General features: G+C 40.9%; 17 protein-coding genes. 8 read left to right on the forward strand and 9 right to left on the reverse strand.

What is annotated here, in order from left to right; translation table 11 throughout:
• Positions 1-6: 6 nt before the first annotated feature.
• The 5 genes from G6R08_RS08500 to G6R08_RS08520 form a co-directional block, all read right to left on the reverse strand.
• Complete coding sequence (locus tag G6R08_RS08500) at positions 7-1,239, reverse strand: L-lactate MFS transporter (protein WP_205439463.1); 1,233 nt, start codon at positions 1,237-1,239, stop codon at positions 7-9.
• A 135-nt stretch (positions 1,240-1,374) separates the two neighbouring features.
• Entirely contained in the window at positions 1,375-1,716 is a 342-nt protein-coding gene (locus G6R08_RS08505) for a VOC family protein (protein ID WP_163527587.1), read from the reverse strand.
• Entirely contained in the window at positions 1,717-2,748 is a 1,032-nt protein-coding gene (locus tag G6R08_RS08510; protein ID WP_163527588.1) for an S-adenosylmethionine:tRNA ribosyltransferase-isomerase, read from the reverse strand.
• Positions 2,741-3,466, reverse strand: a complete 726-nt coding sequence (locus G6R08_RS08515) for an SDR family NAD(P)-dependent oxidoreductase (protein ID WP_163527589.1) — start codon at positions 3,464-3,466, stop codon at positions 2,741-2,743. The genes G6R08_RS08510 and G6R08_RS08515 overlap by 8 nt, the downstream gene beginning before the upstream one ends.
• A gap of 145 nt (positions 3,467-3,611) precedes the next feature.
• Positions 3,612-5,891, reverse strand: a complete 2,280-nt coding sequence (locus G6R08_RS08520) for an ATP-dependent DNA helicase (protein ID WP_163527590.1) — start codon at positions 5,889-5,891, stop codon at positions 3,612-3,614.
• 184 nt (positions 5,892-6,075) lie between these two features.
• Between G6R08_RS08520 and G6R08_RS08525 the strand changes: the two genes are divergently transcribed.
• Positions 6,076-6,993 carry an SGNH/GDSL hydrolase family protein gene (locus G6R08_RS08525; RefSeq protein ID WP_163527591.1) on the forward strand — a complete coding sequence of 306 codons (918 nt, stop codon included), beginning with the start codon at positions 6,076-6,078 and terminating at the stop codon, positions 6,991-6,993.
• A gap of 17 nt (positions 6,994-7,010) precedes the next feature.
• The gene (locus G6R08_RS08530) at positions 7,011-7,652 is read left to right on the forward strand and encodes a YpmS family protein (RefSeq protein ID WP_163527592.1); all 642 of its coding nucleotides are present in this window, start codon (positions 7,011-7,013) and stop codon (positions 7,650-7,652) included.
• Between the two features lie 12 nt (positions 7,653-7,664).
• On the opposite strand, the gene helD is transcribed toward G6R08_RS08530, so the two are convergent.
• Positions 7,665-10,001: an RNA polymerase recycling motor HelD gene (helD, locus tag G6R08_RS08535; RefSeq protein WP_163527593.1), complete on the reverse strand. Its 2,337-nt coding sequence runs from the start codon at positions 9,999-10,001 to the stop codon at positions 7,665-7,667.
• A 217-nt stretch (positions 10,002-10,218) separates the two neighbouring features.
• Here helD and cysK point away from each other — a divergent pair, with 217 nt between their 5' ends.
• Positions 10,219-11,148 carry a cysteine synthase A gene (cysK, locus tag G6R08_RS08540; RefSeq protein WP_163527594.1) on the forward strand — a complete coding sequence of 310 codons (930 nt, stop codon included), beginning with the start codon at positions 10,219-10,221 and terminating at the stop codon, positions 11,146-11,148.
• Between the two features lie 48 nt (positions 11,149-11,196).
• Here the strand turns inward: cysK and G6R08_RS08545 are convergent, their stop codons facing one another.
• Positions 11,197-11,808 (reverse strand): trimeric intracellular cation channel family protein, encoded by a 612-nt coding sequence (locus tag G6R08_RS08545; protein WP_163527595.1) that lies wholly within the window; start codon positions 11,806-11,808, stop codon positions 11,197-11,199.
• Positions 11,809-12,091: 283 nt separating this feature from the next.
• Between G6R08_RS08545 and G6R08_RS08550 the strand changes: the two genes are divergently transcribed.
• The 3 genes from G6R08_RS08550 (at position 12,092) to G6R08_RS08560 (ending at position 13,981) form a co-directional block, all read left to right on the forward strand.
• Positions 12,092-12,619 carry a helix-turn-helix transcriptional regulator gene (locus tag G6R08_RS08550; protein ID WP_163527596.1) on the forward strand — a complete coding sequence of 176 codons (528 nt, stop codon included), beginning with the start codon at positions 12,092-12,094 and terminating at the stop codon, positions 12,617-12,619.
• 17 nt (positions 12,620-12,636) lie between these two features.
• On the forward strand, positions 12,637-12,792 hold the full coding sequence (gene sda / locus G6R08_RS22445; protein ID WP_163527597.1) for a sporulation histidine kinase inhibitor Sda: 156 nt from the start codon (positions 12,637-12,639) through the stop codon (positions 12,790-12,792).
• Positions 12,793-13,027: 235 nt separating this feature from the next.
• Positions 13,028-13,981: a ring-cleaving dioxygenase gene (locus tag G6R08_RS08560; RefSeq protein WP_163527598.1), complete on the forward strand. Its 954-nt coding sequence runs from the start codon at positions 13,028-13,030 to the stop codon at positions 13,979-13,981.
• Positions 13,982-14,075: 94 nt separating this feature from the next.
• Here G6R08_RS08560 and G6R08_RS08565 read toward each other — a convergent pair whose 3' ends face one another.
• Entirely contained in the window at positions 14,076-16,025 is a 1,950-nt protein-coding gene (locus G6R08_RS08565) for an aconitate hydratase (protein WP_163527599.1), read from the reverse strand.
• A gap of 194 nt (positions 16,026-16,219) precedes the next feature.
• Complete coding sequence (locus G6R08_RS08570; RefSeq protein WP_163531214.1) at positions 16,220-17,785, reverse strand: M4 family metallopeptidase; 1,566 nt, start codon at positions 17,783-17,785, stop codon at positions 16,220-16,222.
• A gap of 244 nt (positions 17,786-18,029) precedes the next feature.
• On the opposite strand from G6R08_RS08570, the gene G6R08_RS08575 reads away from it, so the two are divergent.
• Together G6R08_RS08575 and G6R08_RS08580 are read left to right on the forward strand one after the other, a co-directional pair.
• Positions 18,030-19,316: a helix-turn-helix domain-containing protein gene (locus tag G6R08_RS08575; protein WP_163527600.1), complete on the forward strand. Its 1,287-nt coding sequence runs from the start codon at positions 18,030-18,032 to the stop codon at positions 19,314-19,316.
• Positions 19,317-19,540: 224 nt separating this feature from the next.
• Positions 19,541-20,194: a DUF429 domain-containing protein gene (locus tag G6R08_RS08580; RefSeq protein ID WP_163527601.1), complete on the forward strand. Its 654-nt coding sequence runs from the start codon at positions 19,541-19,543 to the stop codon at positions 20,192-20,194.
• Positions 20,195-20,235: the final 41 nt, after the last annotated feature.

A 20,235-nucleotide genomic window follows, 5' to 3' on the forward strand; every position in this document is an offset into this window, starting at 1 on the left:
TTAAAGCTATGCAGCTTTCAGACTTTTTCTTTTCTTCCTAATGTCCCCCTTAGTCAATATAGACATAATTAAGGCCACAATGAAGAGTCCAGCAAAGAAGATTAAACTACTTTCATAACTGCCCGTTGTATCATTCATATAAGCTGCAAATTGCGGTCCGGCAAGACCCGCTGCGGCCCAAGCTGTCAAAATATATCCATGAATGGCACCTAACTCTTTCGTACCAAACAAATCCCCAATAAATGCCGGGATCGTTGAAAAGCCTCCACCATAACACGTGTAGATAATACCAATTAAAATAACAAATAAAGCTACAGAACTTGTATAAGAAAGAACAACAAACAGAACGATTTGAATAATAAAAAATGCTACATAGGTATTGGATCTCCCAATATAATCCGAAGCACTGGCCCATCCAATTCGACCTAATCCATTAAAAAGTCCCATCACTCCTACAAGAGTTGCGGCAGCACTGGTGCTTAGGCCAACACTATTTTCTGCCAGTGGTTTTGCCGCAGATATAACAGCGATGCCGCATGTTACGTTTATAAACAACATGATCCATAAATAATAAAACCGTTTCGTTTTCAAAGATTCTTTTGCCCGGAGATTGGCTAAATCTTTGTGTCTTTCTGTATTTTCCTCAGCTTCATCATACCCCTTAGGTTTCCAGCCTTTAGGCGGCTTGGATAAATACAAGGAAGATAGAATCATGACTACAAAATAACTCGCCCCCAGGATATAAAAAGTAGCTGCGATCCCAACCGAACCAATTAACCAATCCATAATCGGACTAGAAATTGCCGCCGCAAATCCAAACCCCATAATTGCCATTCCTGTTGCAAGACCACGCCTGTCAGGGAACCATTTAACGAGCGTGGATACCGGGGCAATGTAACCTACTCCCAGACCAATCCCCCCTAGAACTCCATAAAAGAAATAAAGCGCCCATAACGAGCCTAGATTAACAGCAAGTCCTGAACCAAAAACGCCAACCCCAAAGAAAACAGCAGCTGTGATCCCCGCGACCCTTGGTCCATACTTTTCAACAAACCATCCCAAAAATGCCGCAGATAAACCTAGAAACAAAATAGCCAGGCTGAATGTTAGTTGTACCTGTTGGGAGTTCCAGCCAAATTCACTTCTTAGGGGTGAGGTGAAATTACTCCAAGCATACACAGACCCGATGGATATATGTATTCCAACTGCACATAGCGCTATCAGCCAGCGGTTTTTCACTCTGTTCCCTTCCATTTTATCCCTCCTAATTATTGACACCATTGCTATAACCTAATTTTACTGTTGTTAAACTCAAAATTTTCTGAATATAAAAAGGATGCTTGTATACCATGGTAAGTACAAGCACCCAAATTATTATGAACGTTGGACAAACTCAATAATTTCTTTGTTAAACCCCTGGTAGTAGACCACCTCAAGTCCTGCCATACTGTATGGTCCTTCATAAATAGACAAACCCCTGTTGCTCAGTTCCCGGATTTTAGCCGGCAGGTCAAGTACCTCTATCGCAAAATGTACCCCCTGAGGCTGTCGATCTTTGGGCTGGACTAATTCAATCGTACAGTCTTCATTTGTTAAAAAAACGATACGTTCATCTGGGAATTCCAGCCTCCTATCAACCGTAAATCCCAACTGGCAGCAATAAAACCTCTCCGCCTGCTCAACATCTAACACTTCAACCCCGACATGATGAAACATTTACAGTCTGCCAGGGACAATTAGATTCATGTCCCCAAATTCATGCCAAAGATAACCCTGTTCAATGGCTTCATTATAAGCTCCTATTAATATCTCATGGTCAACAAACGCTGTGAGCAAGTCTAGATGGCTGGCTTCTGGTTCATGGAAGCCAGTTAAGAGGGCATCCACTATTCTTAAGGAATGCTTCTGGTTAATATACAAATAGGTAAGGACAGAAGCCTGCGGAGTTAAGCGATCCTTCCGAACAGCTGATTCCAGCGCACGTACAACGGTTGTGCCAACAGCTGTCACACGACGCCCTTCCTGTTTGGCTTTATTGATAACTGCTGCTGTTTCCTGCGGGATTGTGTAAAGTTCGGGATGACTGGACGGTGACGGCCATTTATCATCCTCGTAATAGCTCAAAGAAGTATGGAGTGTAACATAACATATTTTCACCCCTTTTTCTTCTAACGCCGCAATGATTTCCCAAGTAAATGCGCGTCCGGCTGAGGCCATCTCAATAGAGCCAGGTACAGAACTATAGACGGTTTGATAGTCATTCAGCGGCCAAGGGTTTTCCACATACTCATAGTATATCGGGGATCCATAGTCATAAATATACTCCATCAGCGAAATCCCGCCAAACTGGAATTTTAATACTTGCAGAGGGTGTTCACTTCCCCTCCCTTCAACTGTTGCCAAAAGACCGTTTTGAAAGTAAATGTTTTCTCCATCTCTGTATTGATTTCCTACTAACAACACTTCGAATCGATCATGATCTACTTTCCTGGCTAACCGAACTTCAACATCACCATTTGCTCCGCCAGCTTGCAAACTTGAAGGGATCGTTCTCGATCGATTGAGGACGATCACATCACCCGCTTGAAAAGTTTCGATGATATTACGGAAGTGTGTATGCTTCCTTTTTCCGGACAGTGGGTCAAGCACCATCATTCTGACTTGATCACGCTCAAGACCTCTTCGTTCTATAGGTGATGATGCATGAAGATGACTAGGAATCTCAAACGAGGTTAACAGATTACTCATGTACCAGCGCCTCCTTTGAGAAACCTTCCGCTTCAAAACGTTCCCCGTTATGGTTTCTCGATTCATCAGAAGCTAAATAGAAGAAAACGTCTAATCTGTCTTCCGGCCTCCCCAGCTGGTAATCACAATCAGGAACGGCTCGATCGTGCATTTCGGTATCCATTTCCCCCGGATCAACCATATTCATTCTTATACTATAATTGGCAATTTCGTCTGCCCATGTTTGTGTCAATCCCTCCACAGCAAACTTTGAGATCCCATAAGCTCCCCACTCGGCAAAACCAGTATGCCCCGCTTCTGATGTCAAGTTAATAATTGACCCCGACCGGTTTGCTATCATTCCTGGAAGCACTCTTTTTGTCACGAGAAACGGATTCATACTATTGACTTTTAATACGTGAAGAAACTGTTCATGGTCATAATCAAGAAGCTGTTTCGGGCCAGGGCCAAATACAGAAGCATTATTAATTAACACATCCACACTTCCGAAATGATCCTCTACTACAGAAACGAACTTTTCGATATCATAGGCGTTTGAAACATCCGCTTGGAGAGCAATCACCTCTGCACCTAATTCCTCGATCTCTTTCTGTACAGCATTTAACTCCTGCTCACCCCTTGCACAAATAGCAATACGATGATTCTGTTTAGCAAATCCTAGGGCTAACGCTTTCCCAAGACCCTTTGAGCCACCTGTTATCATAATGGTTTTATTCATAAAAATGCTCCTTTCCCTATCTAAGTATCCTTAGTATAGAAAAAGGAGCAAAACAAAGCATGAGTCACCCAAAGTATCTTAGTCTCAAACATTCGATGCAGGAGTATTTACGACTTTTGTCGTAAACTATTTCCCGGGAAATAGATTAATAAATTATTTTGTAGTTTTTCCATTCTTCCGGTAGAAGATTGACGTATTTATTATTCAAAAATCGATCATCAATTAATTGGATAACCCCGTAGTCTTCTTCTGAACGAATAAGCCGCCCCCCGGCCTGTAATACTTTATTCATCCCTGGGAATACATAGGCGTAGTCATATCCATTGCGGCCACGATTAGAAAAATAAGACTTAATTAATTCGCGTTCGAAATTGCGCGGTGCTAATCCAATTCCTATGACGGCCACACCATTTAAACGGTCCCCCCTCAAATCAACACCTTCTGAAAAGACTCCTCCCAGTACAGCGAAACCTGCTAAGTGTCCCCCTTCAACAAACTGAGCGAGGAAATCATCCCTGCGTTCCTCAGTCATCCCCTGTTCCTGTGACACAGCATTTAGATCATACGATTGAAAATGTTCATAAACTAACCGCATATACTTATAGGAAGGAAAAAAGAATAAATGATTGCCAGGCTGATTTTTTACCTGATTATACAATAGTTCAGCCAGACGATTCGCAGTCTGTTCTCTATTTTTAAACCTTGTTGATAATGACACCAGGCTTACATCAATTTGGCCTGGGTCATATGGGGAAGGAAGTCTGAGGATATAGTCATGATCCTGCCCGCCAAGCATATCCTTGTAATAACCAAACGGTGATAAAGTAGCAGAGAAAAAGATATTGGAACGAAATGCCTTCGAAGCTTGCTGCAGTACGTGGGAAGGATCGATGCAATAAAGCTTTATGCTTATATGCTCGTTAAGGCTGTTGCCAATATAGACATAATGTTCATCAACCATACCCAGTATTTTCAGGAAGTTTTGGGTTGCAAAATAACATTCAAGTAACAATTCATCTCTTGCTTCCTCCTCGTTCTGATCACGAAGCTGACGTTCAGCTTGGTTTATAAACCTTTCCAAATTCTCTTCTAACTGACCCGGGATATCATCAAGCTGATACTCTATTGCTGACTCCCTTTCGTCCACAGCGTTCATATCTTTCATAACACTTGCGGCCGCTTCAACTAATTCATTATTTGCTCCTCTATACTGTCTGTTAATCTCCTCATATGAACCGCCATTAATTTCAGCCGAGTACATTTCACGGGCACGCTCCACCAAGTTATGTGCTTCATCGATGAGTAATGTTGTTTTCTTCTTTTGCTCCGGCATTAGTCTTTTAAGTGATACGCGCGGATCAAAAATATAATTGTAATCCCCGATCACAACATCAACGACATCCGTTAAATCCAGCGAAAACTCAAAGGGACATACCCGGTGTTTTCTTGCATATTCTTCGATAACGTTACGGGTAATTTGCGTCTCATTTATTAGCACGTCAACGACAGCTCCATTAATTCGATCATAATAGCCATCTGCAAACTCACAATAATCAGGCTGGCAAATCGTTTCTTCCTGAAAACAGATTTTGTCCTTAGCTGTCAGTGTCACAGAACGTAACATTAAGCCGGTTTCTTCCATCAAACGAAGCGCTTCCTCAGCTGTCGAACGAGTAACCGTTTTTGCTGTTAAATAAAATAACCGTTCATGCTTTCCTTGTTCCATGGCCTTTATCGCCGGAAATAACGTTGAGATTGTTTTGCCGATACCCGTAGGCGCCTGAGCAAACAGGGTTCGTTGTTCCTGAACTGTACGATACACACTCCCTGCGAGCTGACGCTGCCCCGATCGATAGTTTGAAAAAGGAAACGTTAATTCGGGAATCGTCTTTTGTTTTTGTTCCCGAATATGCAAAAGAATTCTGGCATAAGACATGTATTCTTCAATAGTTTGCTGGATAAAGGATTTCAGTTCAGCTAATGTGTATGTGTAAACAAAGCGTTTCTTTTCCTTTGTTTGTTTTTGAACATAGGTTAGTTGAACATCTATCGCGTCCAATCCCTCTTGCTCCGCATATATAAAGGCATACCCCTTAGCTTGAGCCCAATAGACCGGAAAGCTATTTTCAGTGAGTTCTTCAAGCTCAAGAGCAGTTGATTTTATTTCGTCGATTTTCGGGCCGTTTATTGTGGTAAGAACCCCGTCACATCTCCCATGAATATGCAGCTTGATCTCCTCGTAAGCGTATACGTATTCAAGGGGGACTTCCTTCTCTTCGCCTTCGTTATATTCCTTCTGAACAGCTTTATGGATAGCTGTCCCTTCTTGCAGCGCCGTATTGGATCGAAATCGATTATCGATACTGCCTTCACGAAACACATATTCAACTAATGCACGCACTGAAATACTTAACTCCTGATCCACTAAAAGCCCTCCTATCTAGAAACAAGTGATAAAACACCGTCATTTTTTACTATCGATTTTCGAATGTCTACTGAATAAGCTAACATGTTATAATAATAGGTAAACCTTATATATTTCTCAAAAATTGATTTCAACATATAATAATGATAAGCGAATTTACTCAGAAACTACAGGTGATTGCATTATGAAAAAAATAAAGTGGTTGGCCATTGTTATCCTTTCACTAATCTTTCTGACTTTGATTCTCGCCTCTTTTATCAATCAACCTGAAAGTTCGTCTATTCCAAACAAAAGTCAAACACCCAACGAAGAGAAACAAACAGAAAAAGAAAAGCCTGTTCCTAAAGAAAAAGAACACGATCAAAAGCCTACCGAAGAAGAAGGGACTTTAAGCGAAGGGTTACGCGAAGTTTTTTCCAGTGTGATCGAAGGAGCTAAACACCTTTTTGTGGAAGAAGACCTAAAAATCGTTGCAATAGGTGATTCACTAACACAGGGGGTTGGCGACCGCACAGATAACGGCGGATATGTAGGTATATTGGAAGAGACACTTAACAGTAACATAGAAGGCGAAGATATTAATATTGAAAATTACGGTAAGCGCGGTAACCGTACCGATCAGCTGCTCAAGAGGATGGAAAAAGAGGAAATGGCTTCTTCTATTAAAGAAGCTGACATTGTATTAATTACAATTGGCGCCAATGATATGATGAAAGTCGTAAAAAACAACTTCACAAGCTTGAACTACGAGGATTTTGCAGCAGAGCAAGCTGGATACGAAAAACGTCTTCATGAAATTATGCAGCGTATTGAAGAATTGAATCCTGATGTTCCCTATTACCTTATTGGACTTTATAATCCTTTCTCTAAATATTTTGAGAACATCCCCGAACTTACGCAAATCATTAATGAGTGGAATCGTATTGGTAAAGAGGTGGTTTCAGAATATGATCAGGCTGTCTTTATTCCAATTAAGGATATCTTTGTCGGTAATCTAGAGGAATACTTATGGAAACAAGACCATTTTCATCCCAATGAAAAAGGTTACAAACAGATAGCTAAACGGGTTCTCGAAGTCATCAAACCCGAAATTGAGAAATAACACAGGTGGAATGCAGAATGTTAAAAAGATGGTTTCTTAAAAATAAATGGAGGTCCTCATTCTTCATATTAGCTGTCATCAACTTGGGCATAGTTGTTTGGATATTATCTTTAATTTTTCTTCCCACCTCATATACGCTTGTTAATGTTCAGCCGGAGGAAGAGACTTCAGATGCAGAATTTACAATTGTTTCGACTAAACAAAACCTGGAGCAGTTAGCCAACGAGTATTTAAGTGAACTATCGACACAAACAGTATTTGATTATTCAATTTCTTTGGACCGAAACGTTACGCTCGTAGGGAACATTAAAGCATTCGAACAGACTATCCCTATTAAAATGGAACTAACTCCTGTCGTTCAAGAAAACGGGGACCTCATCCTGGAGCAGGAAAAAATTTCACTTGGGAAACTCCCCCTGCCAAATAAAAAAGTCCTGGAGTTTGTCGCCGACAATTATAAACTGCCGGAATGGGTAAGAGTTCACCCCAATGAAGAAAGTATATATCTGGCGGTTACACAAATGGATACAGCCTCAAACTTCAATGTTGCAGTAGATCGCTTTAACTTAAGTGCTAATCAACTAGCCTTTCGGATTTCCGTTCCACGCGAGACCTTCGACATAGCCCAAGTTATCGCCGAACAAAAGCTGCAGCAATAACCGCCGCTCTTCTTAAAGAGCAGCGGTTTCTTTTTTTATATAAAGCTCCTTGGGAATTTCTGAAAGAATCGGACAATCATTTTTATAAAAAACATCCAGTTCATGCATAGCTCTTGTGCAAGCCGTATATAACATTAAATGCCCGCCTTCGACTTGATAACCTGGATTTGCAGCATTGTAAACGACCACTCCATCGAACTCAATTCCTTTGGCTAAATAAACTGGCAGAATAAGCACACCTTCTTGAAAGGATTGTGTTTCTTTATAAATTAACGATGCACCTAGTTCTTCTCCTACTAACTCATACGCTGATTTGCTTTCCTCCAGCGAATAACAAAGTATAGCAATCGTTTTATGGCCTTCTTTTTGCCGATTAATTACAACCTCAATGATCGCCTTTTTAATTTCCGGCTGCTTTTCGATCTTCCAGAGCCTCGGCAGCTGCCCATCTCGATTAAAGGCTTCAATCTTCGCGCCATCTTGCAATAACCATTTCGTAAAATCAACAATAGGTTTTGTTGAACGATAACTCCTGGACAACTCCATTTTTGTTGCTCCTCCATCATGTACCTGCTCATCCAAAGTGGTTTTTTGCCCATGGTTATGAGAATATATGGCCTGATGTTTGTCGCCTAAAAGTGTGAACTGTGCCTGTGGGAACAGCTCTTTAATATAATGAAACTGAAAGATCGTGTAATCTTGGGCTTCATCCATAAACACATAACGGATCGACGTATTAACTTTTTTCCCTTCCAGCTGGTCTTTTAAGTATAAATATGGAGTTTGATCTTCAACAGGGAGATAGCGCTGCTGCAAGTTTCGTATGGTACGCTCACATATTGTCTCCCAGCATTTAGGAAGCTTATAATTTTGATTAGAAAAGTCACGGAACAGTCCGCTGTAAATCTTCCTCACATGAATAAACTGGTAGTTTGCAATCTGTTTTCTTAAAGAATCAACCCTGCGTTTGACCACCCATTTTCTAAGCAGCATTTCCTCTTTTTCAAAATCATCGAAGGTCTCCTCATTAAAGTTATGAACGTGGTCAAGCTGTTGAAAGGCTTGGTGGTATTCTTCTTTACTAAGCAGCCCGGCCTCTTCCTCTGCCCAATCCTTCATTTGCTCTTCTTTCTCTAACTTTTTCAGTTTGCTCAACAGCCAACCTTTTACGAGGTCTACTCTGTTGGCCATCTTCATTGAAGGATCCAACTGATAAAAATACTCTTTAATATCCTCAGCGGTGATCCGAAGCTCTCCTCGAAACTTGAGATTTCTAAATTTCATGCCGTGTGCAGATAGCTCCGTCAAGTAATGATCGATCATTTCTTTATAGCCAACACTTGATTTAAAATCCACAGCCTCTTGATCATTTGGCACGGAGCCACCAGCCTTTGTAACTAAAGATTCTTCAAGTTGTTTGAAAGGCGCCTGTAAAGTAAATTCACTATCCAGACGTTTGGAAACATACTCCTGAAATGTTGACTGCTGCATGGGTTCTTCACCTAGTTCTGGCAGCACTGCAGCCACGTAACTGGAAAACATTTGGTTCGGAGAAAACAGTAAGATTTGATCTGCATTGATCTGCTTGCGATATCGATACAGTAAATAAGCCACCCTTTGCATGGCTGCTGATGTTTTCCCGCTCCCGGCCACCCCTTGAACAAGCAAGAGCCGGCTGCTTTCATTTCTAATAATCGCATTCTGTTCTTTCTGTATCGTAGCGACGATACTTTTCATTTGAGAACTGGCCTTGTCTCCGAGAACTTTTTGCAGCAATGAGTCCCCAATGGTAATCCCGGTATTAAACATGCCTGTTAACTGACCGTTCTCTATTACATACTGTCTCTTTAATTCGATTTCACCTTTAACAGTGCCGGAGGGGGTAAGGTAATGAGCCGGACCAGGTTCAAAGTCGTAGTACATACTTGAAACAGGCGCACGCCAGTCATAAACAAGAAAAAATTCTTCTTTCTCATCCATGAGTGAAGAAACTCCTATATAGATCTTTTCTTGTCCCTCCCCATTCTCATTAAAATCAATTCGTCCGAAATACGGAGTTTCCTCCATACGTTCCAAAAGCTGCTTGTTTTTATGATAGTGACCATGGCTTCGTTCCCTTTCTGACAAAAGCTCCGATTGCTGTTTAATGCTTGCATAGGTTTCTACAGCATCATCAACCTCATCAAAATTGATTGTCACATCATCCCAGAATTTCTTTCGAAGGTCTATAATATCTTCTTTTAGTGATGTTGTATTTTGCAATAATTGTTCTTTCTTAGAATCGATCACCTCAAGCACATCGGCAAGTCTTTTTCGCTCGATACCCCAATCGTTACCATCACGAGTCATAATATTATCTTCCTTCCGCAAAAAAAGTTGACAAACCTTCTAGAATCATTTAAAATATAAAGTGGATAATTATATATAATTACTTAAATAACAAACTTAATAATACCATATTTTTCAATGAAAAACAATCTCTTAGACACCGGTGTGTGTCTTTTTTTATGCTATTTATTAATACTGTGATATTATTTTTCTATAACTAAAGATAAGGAGTGACAGCATGCAAGTTGTTCATAATATTGCTGATTTAATCGGAAATACTCCGCTTGTAAAACTTAACCGTATAGTTCCAGAGGATGGGGCATCTATTTACCTAAAATTAGAAATGCAAAACCCCAGCGGCAGTGTAAAAGACAGAGCTGCTTACAATATGATCATTCAGGCTGAGGAAGATGGCCACCTAAAAGAAGGGTCCACCATTATTGAACCAACCAGCGGCAATACGGGAATTGGAATTGCCATGAACGCCGCCGCACGTGGATATCGTTCCATTTTAGTCATGCCCGATACGATGACTCAGGAGCGTATCAACTTATTAAAAGCTTATGGGGCAGAAATCTTTTTAACACCGGGTGACGAAAAAATGCCTGGAGCAATCGCTAAGGCTAAAGAGCTTGTTGAAGAAATTGACGGCGCTTTTATGCCAATGCAGTTTGAAAACGAAGCAAACCCCGATGCCCACAGAAATTCGACAGCAACGGAGATCATTGAGGCCATGAATGAAATTGGCAAGCCCCTTACTGCATTTGTCTCGACAGCAGGAACTGGCGGAACGATAACCGGTACAGGCGAAGAGTTAAAACAACACTATAGCGGCTTGACGATTCACGCTGCGGAGCCTTCAGGTTCCCCTGTACTATCGGGCGGAGAACCGGGTAAACATAAACTTGTCGGGACAAGCCCCGGTTTCATCCCTGACATCTTGAACGTGAACATCATGGATGAGATTTTCCAGGTAACAGATGAAGATGCTTATGACGTTACCCGGCGGCTGGCGCGTGAAGAAGGGCTGCTCCTAGGAACTTCAAGCGGTGCAGCTTGCTGGGCAGCACTGGAAGTTGCTAAAAGGAAAAACCCTGAAGATGTAATCGTAGTTATCGCACCTGATACAGGTGAACGATACTTATCAGGTGACCTTTTCCGTTATTAAACCATGAAAGAGAGCCACTATTTTAAGGGGAGGCTCTCTTTTTTTATACTATAAGCGATATAAATCACGAAACCGTAAATGCCAGCCCGAGTGATAGGAAAGAATGCGGCAGCCAAATACCATCCCGAATAAAGTATATTTCTGCCACACGTTCCCAAGATCCACTAATTCCAGTCCAACGATAAGGCCAACCGCCATTGCCCATACAGCATAAATCTCCTGATGAAGCACCATGGGTCTTCTTTGGGCAAGCACATCTCTCGTCATTCCTCCCCCAACCCCAGTTATGATCGCTGCAAAGATGATACCTCCAAGCGGAAAGTTCTGCTCAATGGCGAAAGCCGCACCTTGCAAGGCAAAAGCCGATAACCCTATTGCATCCAGATAAACGTTCCAGCGGTCCCAGAACATCACCCAGCCTTTTGGAAAAAAGTAGACTACTACAATCGTGAAAAAGGCGACATAAAACAGATAACCCTGCTCCCAAACATGAACAACCGGAATATCCATGGCTATATTTCTAATAATCCCTCCCGCAAAAGGAGTGGCAATACCTAACATAAACGTACCAAATATATCATACCGCTCACTCAAAGCCACAATGGCTCCGCTAAAAGCAAACGCGCTGACAGCTATAATCGTTAATATTTCAAAAGACACACTCCCTCCCCCTCTCTCAACGTACTTTTTTAACCAACACGCCATACTGATCCGGTCAAGATTACTTTATTCCAGTTCAGGGTAAAAACTAATAGCTTGTTACTTAATCAAAAAGCTGGACAAATAGTAATTAGATCGCTATATAATAGATACCTGCTAAAAGGCATCCTGCTTTCTTGAAATATTTTAAATGACGGACTAATTTGTTGCAAACTGCCACAAGGACTTTCAGAACAACACTCGAATTAATATATAAATATGGAGATAGTAGGTGTGGAAAATCATGAGAAATTGGCTGGTTCAACTAAGGAAAGAAAGAAATCTAACACAACAACAAGTAGCTAAAGGGGCTTATATAGACAGGGCTTATTATGCACAAATTGAGACAGGGTCCAGGAACCCCAGTATCGCAGTTGCTTCACAAATTGCAAGTTTTCTTCATGTGAATCCGTCTTTATTTTTCTCTGAACATTTAAGCGAACCATTTAAACTGGCACTTCTTCATTCCCCTATTATCGTGGCACATTGTGACCTTGAATTGAAATATACTTGGATGTTTAATCCCAACCCAGACTTTGACACAAGGACCATTATTGGAAAAAGAGATGATTATAATGGAACAAACAAAGGGATTGCCGAGCTTATGCAGTTTAAGCGTAACATAATAAAAACAAAAGACACGCTTCGCAGGCGCATTCATTTCCCTGTATCTGATGACATTGTAGAATATTATGTTTTCGGCCAGCCCTTATATGATAGCGAAGGACGGATACTTGGCGCAGCAACAACTTCTACTGCACTATTACCTTAAGGCAAGGGGGTACTACCTTGAATTTAGAGCAGTTACCTATACGTATACTTAAAGTAACCCATAAGAGAGCCATTGAACTAGAGTTAGATGAAGAATTCATCAATCTTATTGAGAGTGAATTATCTAAAAGAGAGTTCGAACGAAAAGTACGTCTTGATAGCATTAAACCGTAGCTAAACTCTCGACGACTATTACTTCGCGTGGCTGCTTCCAGAGGAAAAGTCATTTAAGAGAGGTGCTTTCATAATGCCCAAAGTCAAAGATGATTATATAAAGAACTAAACAAGTGAAAGCTCTTTCCTTTGCAATTCTGTTCCATATTAACCTTATTGACAAATATGATACAACATAGTATCATTTATCTTGAATTCGAGATAAATACGAATACTTATTCAGGAGGTGGTTGATGTGAATATTAAAGGAATTCATCATGTATCAGCCATTACAGCCAACGCTAAGAAAAATTACGATTTCTATACAAATGTTTTAGGCATGCGACTCATTAAAAAAACAGTAAATCAGGACGACAACTCTATGTATCACTTGTTTTACGCTGATGAAAAGGGGAATCCCGGTACAGACTTAACCTTTTTTGAGTTACCACGAGCTGGAACGACTTACCCTGGTACTCATAGTATTTCTACTACTTCATTAAGGGTGAAAGATGACAGGGCTTTAGATTATTGGAAGGAGCGCTTTGACCAATACGGAGTAGAATACAGTCCGATCAAAGAACTCATGAACAGGAAGACCTTGCCCTTCCGTGATCCCGAAGGCCAGCGGCTAACACTCGTCTCAGATGAAAATAATGAAGGGGTGGCGCCTGGAGTGGCTTGGGACCAATCTCCAGTACCACAGCAAGTAGGAATTAACGGACTTGGCCCTGTCCATCTAACCGTTGCCGATGCTGCTCCTACAGCAAAAGTCCTGACTGATATCCTCGGATTCCGTAAAGTTGGAACCATTGATAATCGCCTCGTGTTTGAAACAGGGGAAGGCGGTGCGGGAGCTGAAGTCCATATCGAGGTTAATTCTGAATTGCCTCGTGAACGCCCTGGTAGAGGCAGCGTGCATCATGTTGCTTTCCGTGTCGAGGACGAAGCAGAGCTCGCTAAATGGGAAGATAAAATCAAACGTGCCGGTTTCCCTAATTCAGGACTAGTGGACCGTTTTTATTTTAAATCTCTATATTTCAGGGAGCCAAACCACATTCTATTCGAGCTGGCAACAGATGGCCCGGGATTTACTACAGATGAAGATGAGAAGCATTTAGGTGAAAGCTTAGCTCTTCCTCCTTTTCTTGAGCATAAACGTGAGGATATCGAATCAAAATTAGTTCCTCTCGATACTTTAAATCAATAAAAACTGACATCGATTAAAAGCCTGCGACCAAAAATTATAGGTCACAGGCTTTTACAATTTACAAGCATTGAGAAAGACAGGTACATCCCTCGCTTTATGCGTTTAAACGATCTTTTACCCAGTTGACTAATCCACCTGATTCCATCATTTCAAGTTGACGTTTAGAAAGAGCATGTTCAGCTTTAATGATCTTATCTTTGCCTTTTACGGCCACATCGACCTCATTTCCTTTGTGGATCGCATTTCGAAGGTCTTTAAAGATTAATACATCTCCTTGCTCAAGACCTTCATGATCTTTTTCATTAACAAAGGTCAGCGGAAGAATACCAAAGTTAACTAAGTTCTGCCAGTGAATACGAGCAAAATCTTTTACAATAGCCACTCTCAACCCGAGATACCTCGGAGCTAACGCAGCATGTTCACGACTTGAGCCCTGACCATAGTTAGTTCCACCAACAATGACATGGCCTCCTTCTTCCCGCTGCTTCATTGCTCTGTCATAATACGTTTCATCTACAATTTCAAAGGTGAATTTGCTAATCTCAGGCAGATTACTCCTAAATGGAAGCACTCTGGCTCCTCCTGCTAAAATTTCATCTGTTGAAATGTCATCCCCTACTTTAAGTAAGATCGGTAATTCCAGCTCATTCGGAAGTTCATCCATCTTAGGTATAGAAGCAATATTCGGTCCCTTCACAAGCTCTTCTTTGGCAGATTGTTCCGGTGTTAACGGCTTATCGAGGAGCTGTGTATCAATGGTAGGTTTATCAAGTTCCTGTACTTTCGGAAATTCAAATCCAGCATTTCGAGGATCTGTTATTTTTCCTTTTAATGCAGATACAGCAGCCGTTTCCGGACTACATAAGAATACACTATCTTCTTTTGTGCCGGAACGCCCTGGAAAGTTCCTAGGTGTCGTTCTTAAGCTATTTCTTCCGGTTGCCGGCGCCTGCCCCATACCGATACATCCATTACATCCAGCCTGATGTAAGCGAGCTCCTGCCTGCAGAAAGTTTGCGATATGGCCTTGCTCAGACAAATCAATCAGCATCTGTCTAGAAGTAGGGTTTAAATCAAATGACAACCCATCTGCAATATGTTTACCTTCAACGATTTTTGAGACAATGGCAAAATCACGGTAGCCCGGATTAGCTGATGACCCAATATAAGATTGGTAAATCGGTTCACCTTCTACCTCCCTTACAGTAACCACATTACCAGGGCTGGAAGGTTTCGCAATCATAGGCTCGAGTTCTGAAAGATTAATTTCATCCTGAACATCGTACTTCGCATCATCATCAGCTTTTAGCTCAATCCAATCGTCTTCACGGCCTTGCAGCTTCATATAGCGCTTCGTTTCATCATCAGAAGGAAAAACAGTTCCTGTTGCTCCTAGCTCTGCCCCCATATTGGCAATAACGTGACGATCCATTGCGGTTAAATTCTTAAGTCCTGGACCATAATATTCAAACACATGATTGACTCCGCCTTTTACTCCGTGGCGTCTCAGCATTTCTAAAATTGCATCCTTAGCACTTACCCAATCCGGGAATTCTCCGGTAACTTTCACACCCCAGACTTTAGGCATTTTTACATAAAAAGGTTCACCTGCAATTGCCATGGCTACATCAATACCACCTGCACCCATCGCAAGCATCCCCATACAGCCGTTCGCACATGTATGACTGTCCGAGCCAAGCAGTGTTTGGCCCGGCTTGGCTAGACGCTGCATATGGACTGGGTGACTTACCCCGTTTCCCGGGCGGCTAAAGTGCAGGCCGAATTTTTTTGCAGCACTTTCTAAGAACAGGTGATCGTCAGGGTTTTTACTATCTTCCTGAATTAGGTTATGGTCAACATATTGAGCGGAAGCCTCTGTTTTCGCACGATCAATTCCCATTGCCTCCAACTCCAGCATAACCATGGTTCCTGTAGCATCCTGTGTTAAGGTCTGATCAATTTTCAAACCAATTTCTGCCCCTGGTTTCATTTCACCTTCAACTAAATGATCTTTAATTAACTTTTGTGTGACATTATACCCCACTCAGCACTCCTCCTTATTTTTACGTTTCCCTATAATTAATTTCCTATGTTTTTTATACCCTTTTCATCCTTAATTTACTCACTATTTCCATTTTATATCTTAATAAATACATGAAATCAGCATAAAAAAAGGATGAGATCAAAGATCTCATCCGCCATCGATATATTTTAAGGGGGAGGATTAGTAAATTTAAATCAATAAACTCCTACATTATTCCATGCTTGGGTAACTGCATTGGCAGCCTGTGCTCCATAAAGATCTTGGGCAGATTGTTCTAAAGCTGCTTTTGTATAGGAGAAGTCACTGCTTGGAGTAAGGTAAACCGTTAACGCTCGATAATAAATTTGCTCGGATTGAGAAATACCTAAGCTATTAATGGTATAATATGCAGCTTTGTTCGGAATTCCACTATTAATATGGACTCCGCCCCAATCACCTTCACGCGTATTCGGTAAATCTTGATATTCATTCATATGATCAGGTTGATTATAAGCGTTTGGATTAGAAAGAGAACGCAATGCATCACCAGAGCGACCAGGCGTATATACATCTTCACCCATCAACCAATCTTCGGAGTCTACAAAGTACCCGAATACATCAGAAAATGATTCATTCAGAGCACCCGATTGATTTTCATAAATCAATCCGGCCGTGGTATCTGTCACAGCATGAGTCAACTCATGGGCTACCACGTCATCGGCACCAGATAGATACGTAAATGTTGTACCATCTCCATCACCATAAATCATTTGATTGCCTGTCCAGGCTGCATTATTGTAATTTGAACCATAATGTACAGTTGAACGGATATCTGCACCCTGGTTGTCATAACTTACACGCCCGAACTTGTTATAGTAATAGTCAAATACTTCTCCTGCATAATAGTGGGCATCGACAGCCGCTTTTTGCTGTTCACTAAAAAAGTTGTTTCCAGCATCCGTTACATAATTCCCAGGCAAGTATTGTCCCTGGTTAGCCGTAAATGTTTCAATTACACCATTCATTGGTTTGGTAATATCGAATAAATAATATGTGCTGTTTGTATAATATGTGTTTAAAGATTTAGTATCACCAAGAACACCGGTGCCCGTCCCAGTTGCTTCCTTTACGACGTTGGCAGCTTTAATCACATCCCCAGACTCTGCGTTAACATACAGTTGCCAGTTCGCAGGATATGGCTGAGAGAATTGCAGCTCTACGTGATAAGCCAATTGATAGTCACCATCTTCATGATAGACGACTAGATTACTAGTCTCCGTTAAAGTCTCAAACGTTTCTCCTTTTGCCGTTTGCTTTACTTTGTCAGCTGTATCTTTTTCTACATCAATATGTTCCCAGGCTATTTCAATAGAGTCTTTCTTTTTCACTTGACGATCCTGTTTAATCTTCTCCGGGGCATCTTTATGAAATTCACCATTCACTGATGTTACTGTTCCAGACTCGTCCGTATGTACAATGACTTCGGAATTAGCAACAGGAATATTTTCTACCATTGGCTGGTATGTATAGTGTGTCATGCCCAGCTCGTCTTTCTTCGCCTCAATAAACTTCAAGTCTTTATTCGGGTTGACCCCAAATTTCTCAGAATTCTCTTTAAAGAATTGCTTGACAGCTTTTTCAGACACGACCTTAGATGCATCAAAGTTCTTCTTCACAAAATGGGGGGCATTGACCTTTGCTTCCTGCACTGCAGAATCAGTTTCCGCACTTACAAACGTCCCACCCGACACTAAACTAGAACCTATGACAACAGATGCCATTAATGACTTCCACTTCATCAAATTCCTCCTTTTTCTCGAGTACATTGCCAATATAACACAATTTTCTGTCATTATGTCTGTGAAAGTTAGTGCGATATACCCCACTTAAAGGCATGAAATTTGAACGACTTGGGAAACCTATCAATATAGTTGAAATATACTAATCGAACGTGTATTCTGAAAATAGATTTGAAAGAGCAAACCTCCTGACAAATCTTTAGTTGATCAACTAGGTGTGTGGAAAATGGAATATGGTAAAGTGCTTCGTTTTCACCGGGTTAAACAAGGTTTAACTCAAAACCAGCTAGCTGAGGGCATCATTTCATCAGCCTACCTCTCGAAGATTGAGAACGATCAAACAGTTCCGGCTGTCGAGGTTCTCGAACTGCTTTACGAAAGACTTGGGCTAGACTTTTCAGATTCTTCCTATAGTCATCCTTCTAAAGAGAAGCTAAAGGAATGGTATGAATCGATTGTGTTCAAGCGTAGAGAAGATGCAGAGCTGCTCATGAATGAATTGCTCCAGCAGAAAGAAACGCTAGCTAACCATCATTTATATATTTTTTTCGAGCTATACCGCATTCGATACCTTTTGTTGGAAAATGAGGTGGAGAAGGCTTATGAGGCTTGGGAAAATATCCGTCAGCATAAAGATACTTTTGATGACGAAATGAATTTCTATTTCCATTTGGTTTCGGGACTTATGAAGTATTATAAGAGTAAGTTCGAAGATTCCTATCAAGATTTAATGGAAGCCAAAAATTATAGTTCATCTTTGGAATTAGAAGATTGGCAGTACAGCGACCTTTACTATTTGCTTGCATTAAGCACAGGTCAAGCCAATTACATATCGGCCTCTATTTTTTATACAAGTCTTGCTCTGGAAATCTATCAAAGTCATTATGATTTAACAAAAAGTGCCGATTGCCATATTATTCAAGGGATAAATTTCAGTCGTTTAAGAAACTATTCGAAGTCCCTAGAAAATTTCGATCTTGCCCGAAAGATTGCCACTCAAACCAATAATCGTGTTCAACTCAAACTTGTTTACATTAATATAGGAGTTTTAGAATCCAGGCTTGAAAATCACATGGCATCCATTTCTAGTTACAAGAAGAGTTTAGAATTTGTCGATGAAATAAATACTGCATTAGACACCTTTGAATTTTTAAATATTATTCATGGGTTAATTACCCAACATTATAAATTAAATGATGAAAATGGATGCATAGAATGGATAAATGAGGGAGAAAGACAACTCATTTCCTACCCTTCAAAACCCCATGAGTTACACTTTAAAGTTTATAAATATATCATGACTGAAAATGAAGATATACAGGAGCTATTAGAAAATGAAGTAATTCCATACTTTCAGGAGAGCAGAGATCATACATATGCTATTAGATATGCAATGTTCTTAGCTGACCTCCTTGAAAAGCAAAGAATGTATAAAAAGTCTTCATCTTACCTTAGGTTAGCAATTCAATTGTTAAATAAACACTCTCATTTGGGAGGAGGGATAAGTTTATGAAAAAGTTATTAGCAGTTATAGCGCTAACTGGCTTATTAGTATCAGTTTCTGCTCCAGTACTTCATGATAGTGCTGTAGAAACTTTTCCAAGGCCTATTGTAGCGGAACAAGTTTAGTATTTTTCATGTAGTTATTTTATTTAATGAACACCCCTAATCCTATACCTATATATTGACCCTCTATCCAATGGTAGAGGGTATTTTTTACGAAAGGAGTCTCTTGAAATGATTATCGTCGGAATCGACCTGTCTGGTCCTGCCAACCACAAAGATACAGCCGTGACTGTTTTTAAAAGTGATGAACACTTTTTACAGTTTGATCAGTTGCTGACCTCCGCTTCTGACGACGACATCCTTTCACTCATTACCTGCCTGTCTGAAAAAAATCAGGTTCTTGTAGGGATTGATGCTCCGCTTTCTTATCAAGATGGCGGCGGGGATCGCGAACTCGACAAAGAGCTGCGTGAATTCGCAAAAGAACTTGGAATGAAACCTGGTTCAATTATGCCCCCCACCCTGACAAAAATGATCTACCTTACTGCTAGGGGGATGAAACTGGCTTCTATGTTAACTAGTTTTACAAACGTGGAAGTTATTGAAGTACATCCAGGTGCGACCCTTGCCTCCAGAATTCCTAAGGATCAAGGAAGAGAGCACATCCTTTTCTATAAACACTCACCTGATAGCTTGAAGTGGATAGTGGACTGGATGGTTTCTTTTGGTCTGCAAGGAATACAGACAGATTTTCTAACAACCAGTCATTTAGTTGATGCGTGTGCTGCTGCTATTGCAGCTTGGGATTATGGACATCCTAACCGTCATTCATATTGGGTGTATGATTCTCTCCCCCCTCACCATCCGTATCCCTTTTCATGTTAAAAAGAGCTTTGTCCAATAATTTGAACAAAGCTCTTGATGAG

This window comes from Halobacillus ihumii (genome assembly GCF_902726645.1).
GTDB classification, from domain to species: domain Bacteria; phylum Bacillota; class Bacilli; order Bacillales; family Halobacillaceae; genus Halobacillus_A; species Halobacillus_A ihumii.